Below are 22,937 nucleotides of genomic sequence, written 5' to 3'. Positions count from 1 at the left end.
ATCTAATATAAGTTTTGGTGCGTTTTGATCGAGTTATCAGGAGTCTTTTATGCAGCCCGACTTTTGGCAGCAGCGTTGGGCCAGTGACCAAATTGGTTTCAATCAGCCTCAGGTTAACCCCTACTTGCAGCGGTTCTGGTCGCAGTTGAGTGTCAAAAAAGCTGAGCGTGTGTTTGTGCCGTTGTGTGGCAAGAGTGTGGACATGATCTGGCTGCTTCAGCAGGGCCTTTCTGTTGTCGGTGTCGAACTCGCCGAGAAAGCCGTCGAGGATTATTTTGCGGAGCGTGAGGTGGTGCCCCGCAAGGAGCAACGTGGCGCGTTTAAGGTGTTCAGCCATGAAGCCTGCCAGATCTGGTGCGGCGACTTCTTCCAGCTCAAAGCCCGCGATATCGGAAGTTGTTCAGTGCTTTACGATCGTGCGGCCTTGATTGCGCTGCCGCCGGAGATGCGCTTGCGCTATGTGGAGCACCTCAACAAAATTCTTCCGGCAGATTGCCGTGGCCTGCTGATCACGCTGGATTACGAGCAGTCGCAGATAGCTGGCCCACCCTTCGCCGTCCCTGAAGACGAGGTCGTTCAGCTGCTGTCACCGGAGTGGCGGCTGAAGCTGATCGCCGAGAAAAACGTGCTGCAAGACAGTCGCAAGTTTCTGCAGGCAGGTGCTACCCGGCTCAGCGAGCAGGTTTACAGTCTGTTCAGGCGTTAAGCGCAAAAGCCAGACAAAAAGAAAGGGCGACATCAGTCGCCCTTTCTCGATTATTGCGGTGACTCAACCGCGGCGACGCAAAGCCTCGATGCGGTCTTCCAGCGCCGGGTGGCTCATGAACAAGCCCGCCAGGCCTTGCTTCAAACCGCCGTTTATACCGAACGCTGTCAGGCTGTCCGGCATCTGTACCGGTACGCCTTGCTCCGAGCGCAAGCGCTGCAAGGCACTGATCATCGCGCCGGTGCCAGCCAGTCGTGCACCGGCATCGTCTGCGCGGTATTCACGCTTGCGCGAGAACCACATGACGATGGCGCTGGCCAGAAAGCCCAGAACGATTTCGGCGAAGATGGTCGCGATGTAATACGCGATGCCTTGCCCTTGTTCGTTCTTGAAGATCACTTTGTCGACGAAGTTGCCGATGATCCGTGCGAAGAACATGACGAAGGTGTTCACCACGCCCTGTACCAGCGCCAGCGTCACCATGTCGCCGTTGGCAACGTGGCCTATCTCGTGCGCCAGGACCGCTTTGACTTCGTCTGGCGAAAAGCGCTCCAGCAAGCCCTGGCTGACGGCAACCAGCGCGTCGTTCTTGTTCCAGCCGGTTGCAAACGCGTTTGCCTCGTAGGCCGGAAAAATACCCACTTCAGGCATTTTGATACCGGCGTCGCGGGACAGTTGCTCAACGGTTTGGACCAGCCATTGTTCGTGGCGTGTGCGAGGTTGAGTGATGATTTGGGTGCCCGTGCTCATCTTTGCCATCCACTTGGAGATGAACAGCGAGAACAGCGAACCTGCGAAACCGAATACAGCGCAGAAGATCAGCAGCTGATTGAGGTTCAGATCAACCCCGTTGGCCGCCATGAACCCATTGAAGCCAAAAAGGCTGAGGGTAATGCTGGCAATCAGCACGACCGCAAGGTTAGTGGCCAAGAACAGCAAAATGCGCATCATGGTTGAGACGTTCTCCTCGTGAAGAATATGTAACGTGTTGCGGGGTATATAAGGTGATGTCTGCGGCTATTCAACCTGACGACTATTTCAAACTGTGTCGCCCTGCATCGCCAGACGATTACGGATCGACACTTGCAGGCGCGCGCTTACCCGCGAAAGCACTCAGTCAGTCCCCCAAGTAGCGACCGAAGAGAAAGCTATCGCGGGCAAGCGCGCTCCTACCCACCCCGTATTACTGGCGGTAAGACTTCAGGAAATTACCGATCCGGCCAATCGCCTGTTCCAGATCGTCCACCCGGGGCAGGGTCACGACGCGGAAGTGATCAGGCCACGGCCAGTTGAACGCGGTGCCCTGAACGATCAGCAGCTTTTCGGAGAGCAGCAAGTCGAGGGCGAACTTCTCGTCGTTGTGGATCGGACAAACCTTGGGGTCGATGCGCGGGAAGGCGTACAGGGCCCCCATTGGCTTCACACAGCTGACACCGGGAATATCGTTGAGCAACTCCCACGTTCGGTTGCGCTGCTCCAGCAGGCGTCCTGGCGGCAGCACCAGATCGTTAATGCTTTGGTAGCCGCCCAGAGCAGTCTGGATGGCATGCTGGCTCGGGACGTTCGCACACAGGCGCATGTTCGCCAGGATGTCGATGCCCTCTATATAGCTCTGAGCATTGTGTTTGGGTCCGGAAATCGCAATCCAGCCAGAGCGGAAGCCCGCCACGCGGTAGGACTTGGACAAGCCGTTGAAGGTCAGGCACAACAGGTCAGGCGCCAACGATGCGGTGCAGATGTGAACGGCGTCGTCGTACAGGATCTTGTCGTAGATTTCGTCGGAGAACACCACCAGATTGTGCTGGCGTGCCAGCTCCAGCATGCCCATCAGCACTTCGCGGGAGTAGACCGCGCCGGTGGGGTTGTTCGGGTTGATGATGACCATGGCTTTGGTGTTCGGGGTGATCTTGGCCTTCATGTCGGCAAGGTCAGGCCACCAGTTGGCTTGTTCATCACACAGATAATGCACCGGGTTGCCACCGGACAGGCTCACGGCGGCGGTCCACAGTGGGTAATCCGGCGCAGGGATCAGCACCTCGTCACCGTTGTTGAGCAGAGCCTGCATCGACATCACGATCAGTTCGGAAACGCCGTTGCCCAGGTAGATGTCTTCGATGCCGACACCTTCGACCTGCTTCTGCTGGTAATACTGCATTACCGCCTTGCGTGCGCTGAACAAACCTTTCGAGTCGCTGTAGCCTTGCGAGGTTGGCAGGTTGCGAATCACGTCCTGAAGGATTTCTTCCGGGGCTTCGAAACCGAACGGTGCCGGGTTGCCGATGTTCAGCTTGAGGATGCGATGGCCTTCCTCTTCCAGGCGCTTGGCGTGCTTGAGCACGGGCCCGCGAATGTCGTAACAGACATTGGCGAGCTTGTTGGATTTGCTGAACTGCATGGTGATTGATCCCGAAAATGGACGGCCCGGCACCGATGGTTGGCGTGGACCGCTGAGCATAACGCCATCAAAATGGGTTTGTATGCGTGAAACGCGGGTGACAGACTGGCGTTCTGACGAGGCGCAATCATACGTGCCACCCGATCCGTGGAAAAGGCACAGGTCGGGCTTTTTCAGTTGTGGAGGTGTACCTGTGGAAAAGCTTTCGAAGACTGTAGAAGAATGGAAAGAGATGCTGGACCCGGAGCAATACAATGTTTGCCGCTTGAAAGGCACCGAGCGACCTTTCAGCGGCAAGTACAACAGCACCAAGACCGATGGCGTCTATCACTGCATCTGCTGCAATGAGGCGCTGTTCGACTCTACCACCAAGTTCGATTCCGGCTGCGGCTGGCCAAGTTTCTACGCGCCGCTCGAAGGCAGCGCAGTGGTGGAGGTGCGAGATATCAGCCACGGCATGATTCGCACCGAAGTGGTCTGCGCCACCTGCGATGCCCACCTGGGTCATGTCTTCCCCGACGGTCCGCCGCCGACCGGCCTGCGTTACTGCATCAACTCGGTATGTCTGGACCTGGTGCCTCGTGCCTGAATGGGCGTGAACCTCCCTGGGTGAGCGCATGGATTCCTATCACGAACGTTGATCAGATGGCGCGCCAATCATTGGCGCGCTACGTTGATGGTTCTACCCACCTTGAGGCACTGCCATGAGCGACAACCTGCTGAGCATTCCCGTTCAGACCATCAAGGGCGAGCAGAAGACGCTTGCCGACTACGCGGGCAAGGCTGTTCTTGTCGTCAACACCGCAAGCAAGTGCGGCTTCACGCCCCAATACAAGGGGCTCGAGACGCTTTGGCAGCGCTACAAGGACCAGGGACTGGTGGTGTTGGGCTTTCCTTGCAATCAGTTTGGCAAGCAAGAACCCGGCAATGACGGAGCTATCTCGCAGTTCTGCGAATTGAACTACGGGGTCAGTTTCCCCATGTTCAAGAAGATCGACGTAAACGGCAGCGCCGCCCATCCGCTGTTCGTACGCTTGAAGAAGCAGGCGCCCGGGCTACTGGGCTCCGAACGCATCAAATGGAACTTCACCAAATTTCTCATTGGTCGGGACGGCAATCTGGTCAAACGCTACGCGCCGCTGACCAAGCCTGAAGACCTGACCGGTGATATCGAAGCATTGTTACGCGTCTGAAATACGTCCCAACGGCTCGCGATTGAGTCGTATGCAGGCAACTGCATTTATTGCGTCTGAGCCACCGGGATCCACTCATCAAGCAGGCTGAGCAGTTCTTCCCGGTGAAAGGGTTTGGCCAGGTAATCGCTCATGCCGGCGGCTTTGCAGTGCTCGCGCTCTTCGGGCATGGCGTTGGCGGTCAGGGCGATGATCGGCAGCTCAGCCCATTTTGGGTTCAGGCGAATCAATCGCGCCGCCTCGTACCCATTCATTACCGGCATGTTGCAATCCATCAGCACCAGGTCGAATTCATCGTGCGCCAGCGCCTCAAGTGCCTCGCCACCGTGCCCGCTGATGACTACCTCGCAGCCCAGTTTACCCAGCATGCCTTTGGCCACCAGTTGGTTAACGGGGTTGTCTTCCACCAGCAAAATGCGCGCGCGATGCTTCAGGTGTTGTTCACGCTGCAACCGATCGTTGTCGAGCTGGCTTTCGGGGCGCAAGATCCGCGACAGGGTCTGATGAAGGCTCAGGCGCCCCAGCGGCCTTGCTTGCTGGTGCAGCGGCGCCAGTGCGGTCACCTGTCCGCTGGCCATGAAGTTGCCGTACGCTGTGACTAGCAGGATCGGAACGGGTGTGGCATTACGCACATCGATCAGGCATTCGGGGCAGTCCGTGATCAACAGGTCTGCTGAGACTTCGGGCTGACCGTCAAGGGCGGCAACCAACTGATAATCGATGCCCCATGCCGGCAGCAATTGGTTTAACAGCTCAACCAGCCCGCTGTTGGCTTTGCTGACTACCACAATCCGGCCGTTCAACAATGGCCAGATCGGAGCCGCAGCATGGGCCGGCAAGGGCAGGTCAGCCATGAAGCGACTTCCTACGCCGCTTTGCGATTCGATGCTCAACCGGCCCTTCATTGCTTCGCACAGGTTGTGGGTGAGCGTCAGGCCGAGTCCGGTGCCGCCGAACTGCCGGGTGATGGCAGCCTCGGCCTGGGTAAAGGGCTGGAAAATTTTCGCCTGCGCGTCCTGAGCGATGCCGATACCGGTGTCGCACACTTCAATCCGCACGTTGCCCTCATGCTGGCTCAGCCGCATGTCCACACGACCGACCCGCGTGAACTTCAGGGCATTGGAGAGCAGGTTGCTGACGATCTGTCGTACACGCGTCGGGTCCCCGAGGACCATGGCAGGGAAGCGCGGGTCAATCAGGCATGTAAGCTCGACGCTCGGCGCTGCATTTTGTGACAGCAGGTTGGCGGTGTCCTCGATCAGTGTGCCGAGGTCGAATGGAATGCGTTCAAGCTCAAGCTGGCCGGCGTCGAATTTTGACAGGTCCAGAATGTCGTTGAGCAGTTCCACCAGTACCTTGCCCGAATCATGGGCAATCAACAGTTGTTGGCGTTGTTCGGCGCTCAAAGGGCCGTCGAGGGACAGCGCCAGCATGCCGAGCAGGCCGTTGAGCGGCGTGCGGATTTCGTGGCTCATGTGCGCCAGAAAGGCCGAGCGGGCGTTGGCCATGTCCAGCGCAGTGCTGCGCGCAATTTGCAGTTCTTCGTTGGACTGGCTCAGGCGGGTATTGCTGTTTTTGAGCTCAAGCGTGCGCGCGGACACGATGTTTTCGAGTTCATTAAGGTGCTCGGTGAGGCGATTTTCCGCATCACGGCGGCGCCCGAACTCAATGGCGACACTCTCGAACTGCCGATTGGCGACCGTCACCAGCACGCCGATTTCGTCTTTCTCATGACCGCGCGGGTAGGGCAGCGGCTGCTGCGTAGGGCTGCGAGGATCATTGGCGCTCAGCGCGCCGATTAACTTGGTCAGCGGTTTGGTCAGCGTGAAGTAAAACAGCGCCATGAGGATCGCGGCAAACAGCAGGCTGCGCACGAAGCCATTGAGCAGGGTGATCTCGGCACGTTGCAGGAAATGGCTGCCGAACGCGAAGGTGTCGACTTTGACGTGCAGGGTGCCGATGGTGTCGTTCGGCAAGTGGTCCAGAAACAACCGGTCCTCGAAGTCACGGCTGTTGCCAAACAGGAAATCACTGGCGATTCGATAGCGGCTTTGCGACACAGGCCTGGACACCGCCGCCAATACCACGTTGTTGTTGTCTACGAGTCTGGCGCCGACTACGGCAGGCGAATGCAGCAGGCCCGAGGTTAGTTCCTGAGCCAGTTCACCATCGATGTTGTACGCAATCCGCGAAGCAGGATTGTGGCTGATTTGCAGAAGAGAGTGAATTTCACGATCGATCGACGCGTCTTCGCTGGCATAATCGATCGCAATTTGTAACAGGCTGAGCGAGGAGCCCAGCACGAAGCCAATCAGCACAATCAAACGGGCTTGTTTGAACGACAGTCTGTTGGTGATCGCTATGTCCATAAAGTATTGCCACTTCTTGTGTCCGATCGCCGGGCAAGCATAGCCGATCAGACACCGCCTTTAATCAGTTAAATCAAGGAGACATTGTGGATTCTCGGTTGAACGCATTTCTGGAGCGCGCCGAATCCGTTCTGGCGCGGCTGGAACCCTTATTGCCGGCTGTCCGTGCGCCGGTGGACTGGAATACGTCGCTGGCCGCGCGCTGGGTTCATGAAGGGCGCGGCGGATACCTCATGCCCCTGGACGTCACCCTCGACATGCGCCTGTCTGACCTGATCGGCGTTGACCGCCAGTGCGATCAGTTGGGTCGTAACACGCAGCAGTTTATCGACGGTCTGCCCGCCAACCACGCGTTGCTCTGGGGCTCGCGCGGGACGGGCAAGTCCTCGTTGGTGAGGGCGTTGCTGGCCGAACACGCGCAGGCAGGTCTGCGCCTGATTGAGATCGAACGTGATCATCTGGGCGATTTGCCGAGAGTCGTCGAGCTATTGCAGAAGCTGCCGCAGCGGTTTGTGCTGTTCTGTGACGACTTGTCTTTCGAGTCGGGCGAAGGCGATTACCGTGTCTTGAAGAGCGTGCTGGATGGCTCGCTCGAACAGGCTCCCGATAACGTCCTGCTCTACGCCACGTCCAACCGCCGCCATCTGGTGCCGGAAAAGGAAAGCGACAACGAACACTGGAAGCGTGGCGAAGATGGCGAACTTCACCCCAGCGAGGCCGTGGAGGACAAGATCGCGCTCTCTGACCGTTTCGGCTTATGGTTGTCGTTCTACCCCTTTACCCAAGAGCACTTTCTGAACGTGGTCGAGCACTGGATCGGCGAATTGGCAAGCAAGTCGGGTCTGCGTTGGGAGCGTAATGAAGCGCTGGAAATTCTGGCTGTGCGTTGGGCAACCGGCCGTGGCAATCGCAACGGCCGCTGTGCTTATCAGTTCGCCCGGTACTGGGTAGGTTTGAAGATGCTGGAGCAACAACCATGATCGATTTGAATGAGGCCGGAAAGGGCCTGGATGGCTACCGTCTGTTGGCGGCGCAGCTGGAGTCTTTGTTGGCGGACGAGCATGATTTCATTGCCAATGCAGCGCAGTTTTCGGCTTTTTTGTTCAGTCAGCTGGATGACCTGAATTGGGCCGGCTTTTACCTGAACCGCAATGAGGAGTTGGTGCTCGGGCCGTTTCAGGGACAGATCGCCTGTGTGCGCATACCCTTTGGCAAAGGCGTTTGCGGCGCAGCAGCGCTAAGTCGTAGCACTCAGCGAGTTGAAGATGTGCACGCGTTCCCGGGTCATATTGCCTGCGACAGTGCTTCCAACAGTGAGTTGGTGGTGCCGTTGGTGAAGGATGGCAAGCTGATTGGCGTACTGGATCTGGACAGCCCGAGTGTCGGGCGTTTCAGCGAACATGATCAGGCGGGGATCGAGCAACTGGTGGCGATATTTTTGAAAGCGACGGATGTTTGAGGTGCAGTCTCAAGCTACAAGCTACAAGCTACAAGCTACAAGCTACAAGCTACAAGCTACAAGCGGGACAGCGGCGCTTGCATGATCAAGGCTTGTAGCTTAAAGCTTGCCGCTTTTGGCTAATCGTAGATCGCTTTTTTCTTCCATTCAGCATCGGCTTCAACGACTTTAAGCCCTTCGGTCAGCTCGTTGTTGTCGTCTTCAGCTGGCGCAATCGTGTCCAGCACCATCGCATTGGCACGCGCCAGTTGCCTCTCCATCGCGGCCAGGTGTGTCTTCCATGGTGCTGGCTCTGCCTGGTTGCGCAGATATTGCACGCCGCGCTCGAAAGCCAGACGTGCCTGACCTGGCTGTTCCGAGGTCATGGCGTGCTGGCCGAGATTGTTGAAGAACTCGATGTGTAGCAATACCAGCAGGTTGCGAATCTCGCGTATCCAGTGCTTGGCTTCGGTCGTTTGCAGAAAACCGTCATGGGCCGCGCGCGTCACCTGGCCGTGCATGGCTTCCAGCAGAAAGCGTACGTCTTTTGCTTTTGCTTCGGTCTGAATCGGTGCGGGCGGATTGCTGACGGTGATTTTGTCACCTTGGTCTACCAGCGCCTGCAGTTCGGTGTCGCGTTCCTGGAGACTAGGATTGCTGCGGCGCTCCAGCTCAATCAGGCGCCTGACCACGTTCAGCTCCAGGCGTACCAGAAGCAGCTTGAGGGCAGGGGTCATGAGCTGGCCGGGGAAGGTCTCTGATAACTCACTGCAACGGCGCAGACGGTCATTGAGTTCGACCATATTGCGGGCGCGCTCAACCTTCTTGTTCTCGTTTACGTGGTTCAGGTAGCCGATGGCAATCAGAAGTACGATGCCCGCTACAACCATCAGCGTGATAATCAGTGGTGTCACCGTATAAGCCTCGATCAAGTAATGTGTGCCGAGTGTAGTGGCTCTGCACTATTGCGGAAAGGTGCGGCGGTCAGCCTGCCTATAGAATGTGGCATCGGCTCAAGTTCCTGTATCGGCCGTCCGCCGGTTAAATAAAGGGCGAAGTCATTGATTTGAATAAATTTTCACATGGGGGTTGACGACCTATCAAAGCATCCATAGAATGCGCGCCACTTACAGCGTAAAGCACATCGCGAGACGCAGGAAGTAGTGAATGTTGTACGTGTGTCCCCTTCGTCTAGTGGCCTAGGACACCGCCCTTTCACGGCGGTAACAGGGGTTCGAGTCCCCTAGGGGACGCCATATTGCGGGAATAGCTCAGTTGGTAGAGCACGACCTTGCCAAGGTCGGGGTCGCGAGTTCGAGTCTCGTTTCCCGCTCCATTTTTAAGCAGTGTTGCCCTCGGGCGACATTGAGTGAAACCAGGACCAATCTTAGGATTAGGGTCTGGGCACTGAAATACACACCATGTGTTTCAGTAGCGTGTCCCCTTCGTCTAGTGGCCTAGGACACCGCCCTTTCACGGCGGTAACAGGGGTTCGAGTCCCCTAGGGGACGCCATTTGCGGGAATAGCTCAGTTGGTAGAGCACGACCTTGCCAAGGTCGGGGTCGCGAGTTCGAGTCTCGTTTCCCGCTCCAAATTCTCAAAAACGCCGCTCATATGAGCGGCGTTTTTGTTCGTGTGCGTTTTGACACCAAGCAAACGATGCCAACTGTGTCCTACCTCTTTCAATGCCTGCCTTCTTTCCGAAACCGGATGTCTGTGTGCGGTCCTGCATGACACCTGCAACTCCGAAAAGTCGTGACCCGAGGTCAAGCCTCTCCCCTGTACTTCCTAATATCCGGTATTGATAAAACGTCTGCCGTTGCATCGCCGCGCGCTGTTCATACTGGTGAAACCCCTGATGCAGAGCGGTTACAGCACCAACCCTAGATATAATTCATTTTGTATTTATCAAAAGTCTGTCAATGGTCTGAAGTGGGAAGTTTCCGAGGTGAAGTGAGAAACTTCCGAACATCACTTTGGGGGATGGAGTATCTCTCTTCGATAACCCACTATTGCTCCGCGGTTCAAGATAAGTGCTTGCGCCACTCATATGTTTAAATATTAAACGCGCAATAAACGCTCGCTATAAACACTGTTTAAACATTTTAAACAATGTGAGTTTTGAAGTGGCGGCAGGGTGTGCCGAATGAGCGGGTTTTCTGTTGCGCAGGTCAGGAGGATATATGGCTTCAAATAGCTTTCAGAATGAAGTGCCCAAGGCGCGGGTTAATATCAAACTGGACTTGCACACGGGGGGTGCACAGAAGAAGGTCGAATTGCCGCTGAAACTGATGGTGATGGGTGACTACAGCAACGGTCGGGAGCAGCGACCTTTATCTGAACGAAGCAAAGTCGATATCAACAAGAACAATTTCGACAATGTCCTTGCCGACTTCGCCCCGGAACTGAAGTTTGCCGTGGAAAACACCTTGCTCGGGGATGCCTCCGACACCCCGGTGGAGTTGAACTTCCAAAGCATGCGGGACTTTGAGCCCGAACAGGTCGCTCGGCAGATACCGCAACTGCGTGCGCTGCTGGCCATGAGAAATCTCCTTCGTGACTTGAAATCGAACCTGCTGGACAACGCAACCTTCCGCGTCGAACTCGAGCGCATCCTCAAAGATGACGATTTGAGTAACGAGTTGCGCGCCGAACTGGCTGCGCTGGCTCCACAAGAAGACCGCTAATTCATCTCGGTTCGCCCACAGGGAAGTTATCCAATGTCTGTAAAACAGTCGTCCGTTCAATCGCACGGTGCCAATGCACAGCTTGAAGACAGCCAAAGTGTCTACAGTGCGTTGTTCAGCAAGATAAACCTCAGTCCGGTCGCAGCCTTTGGCGCGCTCGATAATTTCCAGAGCAATGATGCGTTGTCCGATACCTCCATCGATGAGCGCGTGACCGCAGCGGTCAGTGTGTTTTTAAACTTGCTGAAACAAGCCTCTCGAAAAGTAGACCGGCTGGACAAGACATTACTGGATGACCACATCGCAGCGCTGGATGCACAGATCAGCAACCAGCTCGATGCAGTGATGCACCATCCGGACTTTCAGCGTGTCGAATCGACGTGGCGCGGCGTTAAGTCTTTGATTGATCAAACCGACTTTCGTCAGAACGTCAGAATTGAATTACTGGATATCAGTAAAGATCATCTGGTTCAGGACTTTGAGGACGCTCCCGAGATTGCTCAAAGCGGCTTATATGTACATGCCTACACTCAGGAATACGACACACCCGGTGGCGAGCCGATTGCTGCTGCCATCTCCAACTACGAATTCAACCGCGGTCCGCAAGACATCGCGCTGCTGCGCAGTATTTCAAAGGTCGCGGCGGCGGCGCACATGCCGTTCATTGGCTCTGTAGGGCCGGCGTTTTTTGGCAAGGAGTCCATGGAAGAGGTCGCCGCCATCAAGGACATCGGCAACTATTTCGACCGGGCCGAATACATCAAATGGAAGTCCTTTCGCGACAGTGACGATTCACGCTACATCGGCCTGACCATGCCGCGAGTGCTTGGGCGACTGCCTTACGGCCCCGACACCATTCCCGTGCGCAGCTTCAACTACGTCGAAAGCGTGAAGGGCCCGGACCATGGCAAGTACCTGTGGACCAATGCCTCCTTCGCCTTCGCGGCAAACATGGTCAAGAGCTTCATCACCAACGGCTGGTGTGTGCAGATCCGCGGCCCGCAATCGGGTGGCGCGGTCACGGACCTGCCGATTCATCTGTACGACCTCGGGACTGGCAATCAGGTCAAGATCCCGTCGGAGGTCATGATCCCCGAAACCCGCGAGTTCGAATTCGCCAATCTCGGGTTCATCCCGCTTTCTTACTACAAGAACCGGGACTACGCCTGTTTCTTCTCGGCCAATTCATCGCAGAAACCCGCGCTCTACGACACGGCCGATGCCACCGCCAACAGTCGCATCAATGCGCGGCTGCCCTACATCTTCCTGCTCTCGCGTATTGCTCACTACTTGAAGCTGATACAGCGCGAGAACATTGGCACCACCAAAGATCGCCGCATTCTCGAGCTTGAGCTTAACAAGTGGGTCGGCGGCCTGGTGACTGAAATGACCGATCCCGGCGACGACCTTCAGGCCTCTCATCCGCTGCGTGACGCAAGGGTCACGGTCGAGGACATTGAAGACAATCCGGGCTTCTTCCGCGTGAAGCTGTACGCCGTGCCCCACTTTCAGGTGGAAGGCATGGACGTCAACCTGTCGCTTGTTTCGCAAATGCCTAAAGCCAAAGCCTGATCCGCTCGTAGGGAAACGACGTCATGAAAATCGACCGCCCGCTTTGGGCCGCCGGAACGCTGCTCTCTGCGCAGCAGTTTCAACAACAGGCGCGCTGGGAAGCCTGGACCAACGAACGTATCGCCGCGCTGTCCCGGGTTCACCCTTGGGGTATTGAAGCGGTGGCATTTGATCCCGACGCGCTGCGACTGGGCAAGCTCAAGGCCACTCGACTCTGCCTGCGCATGCCCGATGGCACCTCAATTGACACTGATCGCATTGATCGTCTGCCCCCTGCGCTGGAGTTGGGCGCAATACTCGGTGAAGACATTCAGAGCGCGGTCCTGCTGCTTGCGTTGCCGCTCGAGCATGCCAACGGTGACAACTGTCTGTTCGATGAAACCCGCGCGGAACGTCCGGTGCGCTATCGGCGCGAATGGCGGCAGGTTCAGGATGCTTACGCGCAGGAGGAACAATCAATAGGCGTACTCGAACATGTGCTCAGTCTGCGCCTGGGCAGCGACGACAACGCCGATTTCCTGACCTGCCCGATTGCCCGATTGGTGCGGGACGGGCAGGGCGCCTGGAGCATAGACAGCGCGTACGTGCCGCCACTGCTGACCTTCGCCGCACATTCGGGGCTGCTGGCGCAGCTGGACAATCTGCTGACCCAATTGTCCGCCAAGCGGCAGCGGCTGATGGGTATGCGTCGGGAGAGTAATCAGCGGATGGCGGACTTTGCCGTCGCCGATGTGTCGCTGTTCTGGCTGCTCAATGCCCTGAATACCTATGAGCCGGTCCTCTCGGATCTGAAAATGCACCCTGCGCGACACCCGGAGCAGGTTTATCTGGAGTTGATAAAGCTGGCGGGAGGTTTGCTGACCTTCTCTCTGGACCACGACATCGATCAGATTCCTGCTTACCGACACGACCAGCTGGAGACGGTATTCGCGCCGTTGATGTGCACGATCTCGACGTTGCTCGAAGCCAGCCTGCCGTCGCGGGTCATCGTGCTGGACCTGCAAGAGGCCGGGGCCAACCGCTGGCAAGTCACGCTGAGCGACCCTCGTCTGCGCGAGCCCGACAGCGCCGACTTCTATCTGTCTGTCCGTTGCCGCCTGCCCGCTGCCCAATTGCAAACCCAGTTCCCCCAGCTGTGCAAGGCCGGCACGCCGGATGACGTTGATCGCCTGATCAACGCGGCCCTCGACGGTGTGCCGCTGTTGTCCCTGAGCCATGTCCCTGCGGCCATTCCGCTGCGTCTTGAAAATCAGTATTTCGCGCTCGACCTCAGTCATCCAAAGGGGCTCGCGGTGCTGGCCCAGGGTGTCTGCGCCTTCTACGTGCCGAGCACGCTGGCGGACGTCAAGCTTGAACTGTTTGCGGTACTTCGCTCATGAGCCGGCCGCCATCGAACAAGCACATCGCAGTCGCGACGGATATCGACGTGCTGATGCAGGACACCTATCTGTTGGTGGTCGAGTTGCAGTACGGCGCGACGGTCTCTGACAGTGCCCAGACCTATGCGCTTTGTGCAAGACAGGTCGAGCATGTTCGTCATCAACTGAAAAGTGCCGGGCTGAGCCAGCGCAACATCGACTACATCAGCCACGCCCAGTGCGCCTTGCTGGACGAAACCGTGCTGGGTTGCGCAAAAGAGGATGGCCATGCCCGATGGGCGGCCGAGCCCTTGCAGGCCAGGTTCTTCAACCGACATCAAGCCGGTGATTTCGTCTACGAAGAAATGCGCGAAGTCTTGAGTGAACCTGCGCCAGACCTGCGGGTACTGACAGTCTTCCAGCGGGTGCTGATGCTCGGATTCAAGGGCCGCTATCCGGATGCGAACGCGCCTGAGCGCTTACAGTTGATCGCAGCATTGAATGCCCAGGTGGAACCGCTGGCGGTCAGTGCCGGTGTCTCGACCCAGATCGAGTCTGGCCGGGGCTGGAACGCGCAGCACTGGTTGCATTCGCCCATGACCCATGTGTTGGCGGCCATTCTTCTACTGACGACGGTCTGGTGGGCGCTGGATCGATTATTGGGCGGACTTGTCGCCACGCTGATGCGGGGTGTGGCGTGAGGACCGGGCGATGACACTTAAACTCCGACGCGCACTTTTGCTGTGGGCAGGGGCGCTGACGCTTGCGCTTCTGATCGTCATCCCTCTCTCGGGCGGAACCCGTGCGATGGCGGCCCTGGCGGTCCTCTGTCTGGTGGGACTGGCGTGGTTGCGTGCTGATCGCAGGGCTGCGCATAGCGCTGCCGCGTACGGTCTGGGCGATATCGGTCAGTTGCCACCGCCGGGCTATCGTCATCCCGTTGTGCTGGTGTGTGGTGACGGCCTGCACGCGTTGTTCGGTGCGGTCATCGCCGAGCAGTGGAGGGTTCGCACGACTTCACAGGGTTGCTATGTCCGCGTGCCTGGCCTGGAGCAGTTGCCCGCCGTCGTTGCTGCGCTGGAAAACCTGCGTCCCGATTGGCACGGCCAGATCAGCGTCATGTTCATCGTAAACCCTGGAGCGCACACCGATAACGCCGCGCTTGCCGGGCGAGTGCGCGCCTTTTGTTATCAGGTGGCGTTACTGCGCAAACGTGGCATCGCGTTGCCACTCCTGCTTGTGAGTTACGTTCAGGCGTCTCAGGGTGACGGCCCCTGGTTTGACTGGGAGGGTGACCAGTCCGGTCTCGGTGTCCGCGAGAACGGTACCCATCTCAGCCTTGCCGATTGGCAGCGGCAGCCTGCGTGCCATCAAGACCAGGCGATGCGCGTGCGGACCAGCGTTCAATTGAACAGCGTGGCATCCTGGCTCACCGAGCGCGTGCTTCCCTATATTGTCCCCAGCGATTGCCCGCCACTTGCTTGCGCAATCAGCTTTGTCCCGACGCTGCCTGAAAACGTGCCAGATAATGTGTGGCGCCGATGGCTGAGCGACCGTACCGCCTTGGTCGAGCAGGGTGAGGTTGCGCCCGGCGACAGCGCACGCGTGCCGTTTCCTGATCCGCTGCTGGCGCTGCTGCCTACGCACTTTCGCAATGAGCCGATGATTCGTGCGGGGGTGGTTGCCCTCTGGATTTCAGCGGTCGCGGGAGTCATTGCGCTCACCAGCGCCGCCTGGGAGAACAAGCTCCTTGTGCGCCAGGTCACCGATGACCTGCGGCGTTACGCGGCCATTCCCCAGCCTGATAACCGCAACGAGCCTGATTTTGATCTGCGTGAAGACGCGGTCACTGCTCTGCGTCGGGATGCCATCAGGCTGGACAACTACTACCGGCAAGGTGAGCCGCTGGCGCTTGGGTTGGGCCTGTATCGCGGGGAGCATCTGCGTGTTCCGCTGCTGGACACGATTTCCCGGCATCGTTTGCCGCCGGAGCTGCTATCACGGGCGGCGACTGACAATCCCGTGCGCCTCGACAGCCTGTCGCTGTTCGCTGTCGGCAGCGCCAGGCTCAAACCTGACTCGACCAAAGTGCTGATTGATGCCCTGGTGGATATCAAGGCCCAGTCCGGCTGGCTGATTGTAATCACTGGCCATACCGACGCCACTGGCAACCCCGAACAGAACGTCTTGTTGTCCCGCGCCCGGGCAGCGGCGGTACGTGACTGGATGCAAGGCATGGGAAACATCCCCGGCAGCTGTTTCGCAGTACAGGGCCTGGGCGCGAATCAACCAATCGCCAGCAATGACACCGAAAACGGGCGCACGGCCAACCGTCGCGTCGATATCCGTCTGGTCCCGGAGGTCGGGGCGTGCGCGCCGCTGACTGCGGGGCCGGACCGACAACCCGTCGCATTCCGCGACATTCAATGACCGAGAAAGGAACCTCACATGGCAATTCCCGTTTACCTGTGGCTGAAAGACGATGGCGGCGCAGAAATCAAAGGCTCCGTGAACGTTCAAGAGCGCGAAGGCAGCATCGAGGTCGTCGCTCAGGATCACAGCCTCTACATCCCGACCGACAACAACACCGGCAAGTTGACCGGCGCGCGCATTCACACGCCGTTCCAGTTCACCAAAGAGATCGATGCCAGCAGCCCTTACCTCTACAAGGCGGTCAGCAGCGGCCAGACCCTCAAAAGTGCTGAGTTCAAGTGGTACCGCATCGACGACGCAGGCCAGGAAGTCGAGTACTTCAACACCCTGCTGGAGAACGTCAAGGTGGTGAAAGTCGCGCCGAAAATGCACGACATCAAAGACCCGGCCAAGGAAAAGCACAACCACCTTGAGTTGATTGAACTGCGTTACGAAAAGATCACCTGGACCTACAAGGACGGCAACATCATCCACTCGGATTCATGGAACGAGCGTCAGAGCGCTTGATATGAAAAGACCAGCAGGCGCCTGGCGCCCGCTGGTGCCTGGTGTGCAGGGTTGAGCGTCCGTGCGCGGACGCTCAGCCATTCACACCGAGTTTGATGCACGCGCCGGCAGCGTCGGCCATGCGTTCCGAATCCAGCACAAGGAAGTACCCGAATGGCCCAGAGTTCCTCGCGTTTGCTTCGCCGACTCAATCCCTATTGCGCCCAGGCATTGAGTGCTGCCGCCTCGCTGTGTCAAAGCCGTGGTCATGCGCAGATCAGCATCGAACACTGGCTGCTCAAGCTGCTGGGACAAGGCGGGGGCGACCTGCCCGTGATTGCACGCCGTTACGAGTGGAACGTTGATGCCATCTGGGAGGGACTGATCAGCCATCTCGATGCGCTTCCGCGCAGCGTGCAGAGCAAGCCGCAGCTGTGCGGCAAGTTGCAGCAACTGATCAAGAACGGCTGGTTGCGCGCCTCGCTGGATGACAACAACGACAGCCTGCGTTCGGTTCACTTGCTTGGTGCTTTGCTGGAAACCCCCGATCTGCTGGCCTGCGAGTCAGCCTGGCCGCTGCTCAGTCTGAGTGAGGTCCAACTTCAAAATCTGTTGCCTTTGCTTGATGTTCAGTCGGAAGAGCGGCCTCAGGCGGTACAGGAAACGTTCGGAAGTGAGGCCGGGGAGGCGGCGGAAGATTGCGCCAGTCCCGCGTCTATAGGCGCCAATCCTGCGCTGGAAAAATTCACCCAGGACATCACCGCCAAGGCGCGTAGCGGTCAGATCGATCCGGTTTTCGGGCGCGATGACGAGATTCGTCAGGTCATCGACATCCTCAGCCGCCGACGCAAGAACAATCCGATTCTGGTTGGCGAGCCGGGTGTCGGCAAGACAGCGCTGGTCGAAGGCCTGGCGCTGCGGATTGTCGAGGGCAACGTTCCGGACAGCCTCAAGCCCGTCAGCGTTCGGACCCTCGACATGGGTTTGTTGCAGGCGGGCGCCGGGGTGAAAGGCGAGTTCGAGCAGCGCCTGAAAAGCGTGATCGATGCGGTGCAGCAGGCCGATCACCCGGTGCTGCTGTTTATCGACGAGGCTCATACATTGATTGGTGCGGGTAATCAGGCGGGCGGCGCGGATGCCGCCAACTTGCTCAAACCCGCGCTGGCCCGTGGCGAGTTACGCACCATCGCCGCCACCACCTGGAGTGAGTACAAGCAATATTTCGAACGCGATGCCGCGCTGGAGCGGCGCTTCCAGATGGTCAAGATCGACGAGCCGGATGACGTCAGCGCAAGCCTTATGCTGCGCGGACTCAAGGCGCGATACGCCAGCCATCACGGCGTGCATATACGAGATGAGGCGATTCAGGCGGCGGTCAGTCTTTCGCGCCGTTATCTGACAGGGCGTCAACTGCCGGACAAGGCCGTTGACCTGCTCGACACAGCCAGCGCGCGGGTGCGCATGGGGCTCGATTGCGAGCCGCAGGCGTTGGTGCGCCTCAAGGCCGAGGAGGTCGCCCTGAAACTGGAGCGCGAGGCGCTCGACGAAGACGCGCGTCTGGGTGGCAGTGATTCAGATGAGCGTCTGGCACTGATCGCTGCGCGACGCGAGAGCCTGCGGCAGCAACGGGAGGTTTTGGAAACGCGTTTTCAGCACGAACGTAAACTCACGCAACGATTACTCATTGCGCGTCAGGCCGAATCGCCGCACACCGACACGTGTGCGCAACTGCAACGGCAATTAATTGATGCGCAGGGCAGTCAACCTCTGCTTTCTCTGGATGTGGATGCCCGTAGCGTCGCCGAAGTTATCGCCGACTGGACCGGCGTTCCGCTGGGCAGCCTGCTCAAGGATGAACACGCGAACTTGCTGGCGCTTGAGCAGCAACTGGGCGGACGGGTTGTCGGACAGGATCACGCGCTGAGCGCATTGGCCCAGCGTCTGCGGGCAGCCAAAACCGGGCTCACCGAAGAGAAGGCCCCGCTCGGTGTGTTTCTCTTGGTGGGCACCAGTGGCGTGGGCAAGACCGAAACTGCCCTTGCGTTGGCTGACAGCCTGTTCGGCGGCGAGAAATCCCTGATCACGCTCAACCTTTCCGAGTACCAGGAAGCGCACACCGTCAGCCAGCTCAAAGGCTCGCCCCCCGGTTACGTGGGTTATGGCCAGGGCGGCGTGCTGACCGAAGCGGTCCGGCAACGGCCTTACAGCGTGGTGCTGCTGGACGAGGTGGAAAAAGCTCATCGCGATGTTCTCAACCTGTTTTACCAAGTCTTTGATCGTGGCTGCATGCGCGACGGCGAAGGTCGTGAAATCGACTTCTGCAATACGGTCATTCTCATGACCTCCAACTTGGGGAGTGATCAGCTGCAAGCCTTCTTGCAGCAGCAACCCGATGCGCCGGAGAGTGCTTTGCATGAGCTGTTGCGGCCGATCCTGCGCGAGCATTTCCAGCCAGCGTTGTTGGCGCGCTTTCAGACACTGATCTATCGCCCGCTTCAGGCCGATGCGCTGAAAGCCATCGTCGCGCACAAGCTTGCACACGTCGGCAAACGGCTGCAGCGTCATTACGGCCTGGATTGCCAGGCTGATGAGCGACTGCACGAGGCGTTGGTCGCCGCCTGCCTGCTGCCGGACACCGGCGCACGCAATATCGACAGCCTGCTCAACCAGCAGATTTTGCCCGTCCTTAGCCAACAGTTGCTGCAACGCCAGGCGGCCCACCTGAAAACCTGCGGCGTGTTACTTGGCTTCAGCGACGAAGACGGCATCACCTTGCAGTTCAAAGACACTGAAACAAACACCCACAGCGCCAGGGAGGCCTGAGCATGCTCGATTCACTGCGCACGTTCTTCGACCACAGTCGGCACACACTCACCGTTCAGGCTCTCGATGCCGGGCTCGATGTGCTGGTGTTCGACGGCCTCGAACGGCTCAGCGAACCGTTCAACTACCGCATCGAGTTCACCTCCGGCGATCACGATATTGCTGCCAGGCAAATCCTCGGGCGCCGGGCGCATTTCAGCTTGCATGCCGTGCCGCAAAAGCTGCCCCGGATTCAGCTGGTTCAAGCGCCGGCTATCAAACCGTTACGCACGCTGCACGGGGTGATCACCGGCTTCAAACGCCTGTCCGACTCCCACGATGAAGCGCGTTATGAGGTGGTGTTGCAGCCGCGTCTGGCGTTGCTGGACCGAGGCCGGCAGTTTCGGATCTATCAGGATCAATCCGTCCCGCAGATCGTCGAGAGCATCCTGCGCAATCGCCACGAATTCGAGGGTCAGGACTTCCTGTTCAAGCTGGTCCGCGAATACCCCCGGCGCGAACAGGTCATGCAGTACGGCGAGAGCGATCTGGCGTTTATCAGCCGTTTACTGGCCCAGGTCGGCATCTGGTTTCGCATCACCAGCGATGACCGGCTGAGCATCGAAGTTGTTGAGTTTCACGACGATCAGCGTCATTACCAGTTCGATGTGGCTTTGCCGTTGCGCTCGCAATCCGGGCTCGGCAGCACCGGGCAGGACGCGGTCTGGCAGCTGCAAACCGAGCATCAGGTGGTGGAGCAGAGCGTTCATTTTCGCGCTTACGATTACCGAGATGCGCCGGCTTATCTTCAGGGCGACGTCGACCAGACCCGCGGCGCCGATGCCCTTTACGGCGAGGCCTATCACTACGCCGAACCCTACCGCGTACTGGGCGACGCCATTGATCGAGACGAAGATCTGCTCAGCGAAAGCGGCTTTTTTTATGCGCGCTTGCGGCACGAGCGGTACCTCAATCATCAGACTCGACTGACTGGCGCCAGCAGCAGCGCGACGTTGGCGCCGGGGCAGGTGCTGAACATTTCCGGCGGCGCGCCACAGGCCTTCGCGCCCGGCGCGGTCTTGGTCGAACTCAAAACACGAGCAGCCCGCGACAGCAGTTTCGAAGTCAGCTTCGAGGCAATGCCCTACAGCCTCGACGTCTGCTTCCGACCGCCACTGCTGGAAAAACCGCAGATCGCAGGTACCGTTCCCGCACGCATCACCAGCTCCAAAGCCAATGACCCGTACAGCTTCATCGACATGGAAGGGCGCTACAAAGTCAGCTTTTTGTTCGACCGCGACAGCTGGAAACCCGGCGCTGAAAGCCTCTGGCTGCGCCTCGCCCGACCTTACGCCGGCGACACCCACGGCCTGCACCTGCCGCTGATTGCCGGCACTGAAGTAGCGATTGCTTTCGAGCAAGGCGACCCTGACCGGCCCTACATCGCCCACGCCCTGCACGACAGCCGACACAAAGACCACGTCACCAAAGCCAGGCGTGACTGGACCCGCAACGTGCTGCGCACACCCGCCAACAACAAGCTGCGCATGGAGGACTTGCGCGGGCAGGAGCACATCAAACTCAGCACCGAGTACGGCGGCAAGAGCCAGCTGAACCTGGGGCATCTGGTGGATGCACAGAAGCAGAAACGCGGCGACGGATTTGAGCTGCGCACCGATGGCTGGGGTGCGATTCGGGGTGGGAAAGGGCTGTTTATCAGTGCTGATGAGCAGGGTAAGGCGCTGGGTTCGCAACTGGACATGCAAGCGGCCATTACCCAGCTGGAAAGCGCCTTGTTTCTGGCGCGCTCACTCGCCAATGCAGCCAAGAGTGCCGGGGTGGTACCGAGCGACACCGATAGCCAAACGGCCCTGAACAAGGCGCTGAACGGACTCGCAGAATCAGGCCTGTTGCTGCATGCGCCGGCGGGCATCGGCGTTGTCAGCCCGGAAGCGGTGTGTGTGGCCTCCGGCACCGAGAGCGTCGGCATCATGGCGGCGCATAACACTGATATCAGTGCAGGTCACGACATCACCGCCACTGCTGATAACGCGGTCAGCGTGTTGGCCGCACAGGGCGACCTGCAACTCCATGCCGCGAAGGGCAGGATCGAGCTGCATGCCTCAGGCAACAGCCTGCTGGCGACGGCCAAAAACGACATCAAAATCCAGAGCGTGGACGGCCGGGTAGAAATCAGTGCGCCGCAGGAGTTGGTGTTCAGTTGCGGCGGGGCGTTCATCCGCCTCAAAGACGGCGATATCGAAATCGGCGCGCCGGGCAACATTTACCACAAGGCAGCGGTGGTGCAGAAGTTGGGTGCAACCAGTCTCGACACACCGGTCACGCCGCTGCCTACCGGCTATGCAGCCCGTTACACGGTCAAGGACAAGATGCAGGCGCCGATGCCGTTCGTGCGTTATCAGGTCACGACGCAGCAGGGAGACGTGTTCGAGGGCGTGACGGATGAAGACGGCAAAACCATGAGCGTCCACACCCTGCTGCCGGGGGACTTGAAAATTGACTTTTTGAAAGATGATGACGAGGCGGGCCCTGGGCATTGGGTCACTGTTGATGACGACTATCAGGGCGTAAAGAACACCGTGGTCATGGCGCTCAACCGACTGACTTCAATAAGTGAAGAGGGACGGGTATTTGGCTCCGACGGCAAGGATTACAAGAACACCCAACGAGTAAAAATCCAGGAGTGGAAGCGTCTGCCTGATGGCATAGAAGATCGTGTCGTGCAGAACTCGGCAGTACATGACTACGGAACTCAGAGGCGTATCACCCAAGTGTTTTTAGAGGGCGATGACGAGTGGGCCGTGAGCGGCAGTAGCTGGTACTGGCGACCTGTCACTCCCGACGATGTATATGAAACAAAAATGGAGAGCGTATGAAAGCCAACTGGATCTTTCTGTTCTGGGGTGCGCTGGATCTTTTGTATGTTGGCAGATTCTCATATGTGAGTTATTCACAAGGGAAGATTCCAATCTACACCGACGTGCAATCCTTTATTCAATTAGCCGCTGAGCATGGGGGGCTGTCGGGTTTGATATTTGCGTTGTATCTTCTGCTCAATATGTCGATGCTGATATCTGCCGTGTTACTGCTCTGCAGGCACCGGGTCGCGCCCTGTCTTGTCTATATTCAGACACCATTGCGTCTGCTGTTGGCTGTGCCTTCGTTGTCATTTATACCTTTGTTAGTGCAAGGGATGGAGGTGAGGTCTGTTGATTTGATCGCAGGATTAGTGATCTTTTCCGAAGTCATCAAAGTGAGCTCGGTTTTGTTTAGAGGGAAGTTGGAGCGATGGCGGATTATTTTCAATAAATAATATTCGCAGCCTCCGATGGGGCGCTCGTCGTGCGCTTTTTGATCACTTGAGAGCAGCGCGACCTTAATTCTTCTGGATGACGCATGGAGATGTTGAGCCTGAGTCAAGGCCGGTCTTCGACCGAATATCTCCACAACGGCAACTAACAGCATCAAGGACCGAT

General features: G+C 58.2%; 18 protein-coding genes and 4 tRNA genes. 18 read left to right on the top strand and 4 right to left on the bottom strand.

Features of this window, described 5'->3' with window-relative positions:
• The first annotated feature begins 49 nt into the window (after positions 1 to 49).
• Positions 50 to 706, top strand: a complete 657-nt coding sequence (locus OYW20_RS17995) for a thiopurine S-methyltransferase (RefSeq protein ID WP_268797287.1) — start codon at positions 50 to 52, stop codon at positions 704 to 706.
• Positions 707 to 769: 63 nt separating this feature from the next.
• Here OYW20_RS17995 and htpX read toward each other — a convergent pair whose 3' ends face one another.
• Complete coding sequence (htpX, locus tag OYW20_RS17990; protein WP_268797286.1) at positions 770 to 1,657, bottom strand: protease HtpX; 888 nt, start codon at positions 1,655 to 1,657, stop codon at positions 770 to 772.
• Positions 1,658 to 1,889: 232 nt separating this feature from the next.
• Entirely contained in the window at positions 1,890 to 3,101 is a 1,212-nt protein-coding gene (locus OYW20_RS17985) for a pyridoxal phosphate-dependent aminotransferase (protein ID WP_268797285.1), read from the bottom strand.
• A gap of 193 nt (positions 3,102 to 3,294) precedes the next feature.
• On the opposite strand from OYW20_RS17985, the gene msrB reads away from it, so the two are divergent.
• On the top strand, positions 3,295 to 3,690 hold the full coding sequence (msrB, locus tag OYW20_RS17980) for a peptide-methionine (R)-S-oxide reductase MsrB (protein WP_268797284.1): 396 nt from the start codon (positions 3,295 to 3,297) through the stop codon (positions 3,688 to 3,690).
• Positions 3,691 to 3,805: 115 nt separating this feature from the next.
• The gene (locus OYW20_RS17975; RefSeq protein ID WP_268797283.1) at positions 3,806 to 4,294 is read left to right on the top strand and encodes a glutathione peroxidase; all 489 of its coding nucleotides are present in this window, start codon (positions 3,806 to 3,808) and stop codon (positions 4,292 to 4,294) included.
• A 47-nt stretch (positions 4,295 to 4,341) separates the two neighbouring features.
• On the opposite strand, the gene OYW20_RS17970 is transcribed toward OYW20_RS17975, so the two are convergent.
• Positions 4,342 to 6,663, bottom strand: coding sequence for a hybrid sensor histidine kinase/response regulator (locus tag OYW20_RS17970; protein WP_268797282.1), 2,322 nt, complete (start codon positions 6,661 to 6,663; stop codon positions 4,342 to 4,344).
• Positions 6,664 to 6,749: 86 nt separating this feature from the next.
• Between OYW20_RS17970 and OYW20_RS17965 the strand changes: the two genes are divergently transcribed.
• Both OYW20_RS17965 and OYW20_RS17960 read left to right on the top strand, forming a co-directional pair.
• Positions 6,750 to 7,643: an ATP-binding protein gene (locus OYW20_RS17965; protein ID WP_268797281.1), complete on the top strand. Its 894-nt coding sequence runs from the start codon at positions 6,750 to 6,752 to the stop codon at positions 7,641 to 7,643.
• Positions 7,640 to 8,122 (top strand): GAF domain-containing protein, encoded by a 483-nt coding sequence (locus OYW20_RS17960; protein ID WP_268797280.1) that lies wholly within the window; start codon positions 7,640 to 7,642, stop codon positions 8,120 to 8,122. The genes OYW20_RS17965 and OYW20_RS17960 overlap by 4 nt, the downstream gene beginning before the upstream one ends.
• 119 nt (positions 8,123 to 8,241) lie before the next feature.
• Here OYW20_RS17960 and OYW20_RS17955 read toward each other — a convergent pair whose 3' ends face one another.
• Positions 8,242 to 9,015, bottom strand: coding sequence for a hypothetical protein (locus OYW20_RS17955; RefSeq protein ID WP_268797279.1), 774 nt, complete (start codon positions 9,013 to 9,015; stop codon positions 8,242 to 8,244).
• Between the two features lie 266 nt (positions 9,016 to 9,281).
• On the opposite strand from OYW20_RS17955, the gene OYW20_RS17950 reads away from it, so the two are divergent.
• The 13 genes from OYW20_RS17950 (at position 9,282) to OYW20_RS17890 (ending at position 22,774) form a co-directional block, all read left to right on the top strand.
• Positions 9,282 to 9,357 (top strand) — tRNA-Glu (locus OYW20_RS17950).
• A 4-nt stretch (positions 9,358 to 9,361) separates the two neighbouring features.
• Positions 9,362 to 9,437, top strand: a tRNA-Gly gene (locus OYW20_RS17945).
• A gap of 102 nt (positions 9,438 to 9,539) precedes the next feature.
• A tRNA-Glu gene (locus tag OYW20_RS17940) sits at positions 9,540 to 9,615 on the top strand.
• Between the two features lie 3 nt (positions 9,616 to 9,618).
• Positions 9,619 to 9,694, top strand: a tRNA-Gly gene (locus tag OYW20_RS17935).
• Positions 9,695 to 10,285: 591 nt separating this feature from the next.
• On the top strand, positions 10,286 to 10,789 hold the full coding sequence (gene tssB, locus OYW20_RS17930; RefSeq protein ID WP_268797278.1) for a type VI secretion system contractile sheath small subunit: 504 nt from the start codon (positions 10,286 to 10,288) through the stop codon (positions 10,787 to 10,789).
• Between the two features lie 33 nt (positions 10,790 to 10,822).
• Positions 10,823 to 12,361, top strand: a complete 1,539-nt coding sequence (gene tssC / locus OYW20_RS17925) for a type VI secretion system contractile sheath large subunit (protein ID WP_268797277.1) — start codon at positions 10,823 to 10,825, stop codon at positions 12,359 to 12,361.
• Between the two features lie 23 nt (positions 12,362 to 12,384).
• The gene (gene tssK, locus OYW20_RS17920; RefSeq protein ID WP_268797276.1) at positions 12,385 to 13,740 is read left to right on the top strand and encodes a type VI secretion system baseplate subunit TssK; all 1,356 of its coding nucleotides are present in this window, start codon (positions 12,385 to 12,387) and stop codon (positions 13,738 to 13,740) included.
• A complete protein-coding gene (tssL, locus tag OYW20_RS17915; protein ID WP_268797275.1) occupies positions 13,737 to 14,420 on the top strand; it encodes a type VI secretion system protein TssL, short form in 684 nt (227 codons plus the stop codon). The genes tssK and tssL overlap by 4 nt, the downstream gene beginning before the upstream one ends.
• A 10-nt stretch (positions 14,421 to 14,430) precedes the next feature.
• Entirely contained in the window at positions 14,431 to 16,149 is a 1,719-nt protein-coding gene (locus tag OYW20_RS17910) for an OmpA family protein (RefSeq protein WP_268797274.1), read from the top strand.
• Between the two features lie 18 nt (positions 16,150 to 16,167).
• Positions 16,168 to 16,659, top strand: coding sequence for an Hcp family type VI secretion system effector (locus OYW20_RS17905; protein ID WP_268797273.1), 492 nt, complete (start codon positions 16,168 to 16,170; stop codon positions 16,657 to 16,659).
• A 153-nt stretch (positions 16,660 to 16,812) separates the two neighbouring features.
• Positions 16,813 to 19,461 (top strand): type VI secretion system ATPase TssH, encoded by a 2,649-nt coding sequence (tssH, locus tag OYW20_RS17900; protein WP_268797272.1) that lies wholly within the window; start codon positions 16,813 to 16,815, stop codon positions 19,459 to 19,461.
• 2 nt (positions 19,462 to 19,463) lie between these two features.
• Positions 19,464 to 22,337, top strand: a complete 2,874-nt coding sequence (locus tag OYW20_RS17895) for a type VI secretion system Vgr family protein (protein WP_268797271.1) — start codon at positions 19,464 to 19,466, stop codon at positions 22,335 to 22,337.
• The gene (locus OYW20_RS17890) at positions 22,334 to 22,774 is read left to right on the top strand and encodes a hypothetical protein (protein WP_268797270.1); all 441 of its coding nucleotides are present in this window, start codon (positions 22,334 to 22,336) and stop codon (positions 22,772 to 22,774) included. Before OYW20_RS17895 ends, OYW20_RS17890 begins: the two co-directional genes overlap by 4 nt.
• Positions 22,775 to 22,937 lie beyond the last annotated feature (163 nt).

The sequence above is a fragment of the Pseudomonas sp. BSw22131 genome, from assembly GCF_026810445.1.
GTDB lineage: Bacteria > Pseudomonadota > Gammaproteobacteria > Pseudomonadales > Pseudomonadaceae > Aquipseudomonas > Aquipseudomonas huanghezhanensis.
Note: the sequence above shows the minus strand (reverse complement) of the source record. Positions and strands in the feature narration are given on the sequence as shown.

Bases quoted from the DNA above. Each gene is read 5' to 3' on its own strand.
- htpX (WP_268797286.1), bottom strand. From the start codon at position 1,657: ATGATGCGCATTTTGCTGTTCTTGGCCACTAACCTTGCGGTCGTGCTG.
- OYW20_RS17995 (WP_268797287.1), top strand. From the start codon at position 50: ATGCAGCCCGACTTTTGGCAGCAGCGTTGGGCCAGTGACCAAATTGGT.
- OYW20_RS17905 (WP_268797273.1), top strand. From the start codon at position 16,168: ATGGCAATTCCCGTTTACCTGTGGCTGAAAGACGATGGCGGCGCAGAA.
- OYW20_RS17970 (WP_268797282.1), bottom strand. From the start codon at position 6,663: ATGGACATAGCGATCACCAACAGACTGTCGTTCAAACAAGCCCGTTTG.
- OYW20_RS17895 (WP_268797271.1), top strand. From the start codon at position 19,464: ATGCTCGATTCACTGCGCACGTTCTTCGACCACAGTCGGCACACACTC.
- OYW20_RS17890 (WP_268797270.1), top strand. From the start codon at position 22,334: ATGAAAGCCAACTGGATCTTTCTGTTCTGGGGTGCGCTGGATCTTTTG.
- tssL (WP_268797275.1), top strand. From the start codon at position 13,737: ATGAGCCGGCCGCCATCGAACAAGCACATCGCAGTCGCGACGGATATC.
- tssH (WP_268797272.1), top strand. From the start codon at position 16,813: ATGGCCCAGAGTTCCTCGCGTTTGCTTCGCCGACTCAATCCCTATTGC.
- tssK (WP_268797276.1), top strand. From the start codon at position 12,385: ATGAAAATCGACCGCCCGCTTTGGGCCGCCGGAACGCTGCTCTCTGCG.
- OYW20_RS17985 (WP_268797285.1), bottom strand. From the start codon at position 3,101: ATGCAGTTCAGCAAATCCAACAAGCTCGCCAATGTCTGTTACGACATT.
- OYW20_RS17910 (WP_268797274.1), top strand. From the start codon at position 14,431: ATGACACTTAAACTCCGACGCGCACTTTTGCTGTGGGCAGGGGCGCTG.
- OYW20_RS17960 (WP_268797280.1), top strand. From the start codon at position 7,640: ATGATCGATTTGAATGAGGCCGGAAAGGGCCTGGATGGCTACCGTCTG.
- tssC (WP_268797277.1), top strand. From the start codon at position 10,823: ATGTCTGTAAAACAGTCGTCCGTTCAATCGCACGGTGCCAATGCACAG.
- tssB (WP_268797278.1), top strand. From the start codon at position 10,286: ATGGCTTCAAATAGCTTTCAGAATGAAGTGCCCAAGGCGCGGGTTAAT.
- OYW20_RS17975 (WP_268797283.1), top strand. From the start codon at position 3,806: ATGAGCGACAACCTGCTGAGCATTCCCGTTCAGACCATCAAGGGCGAG.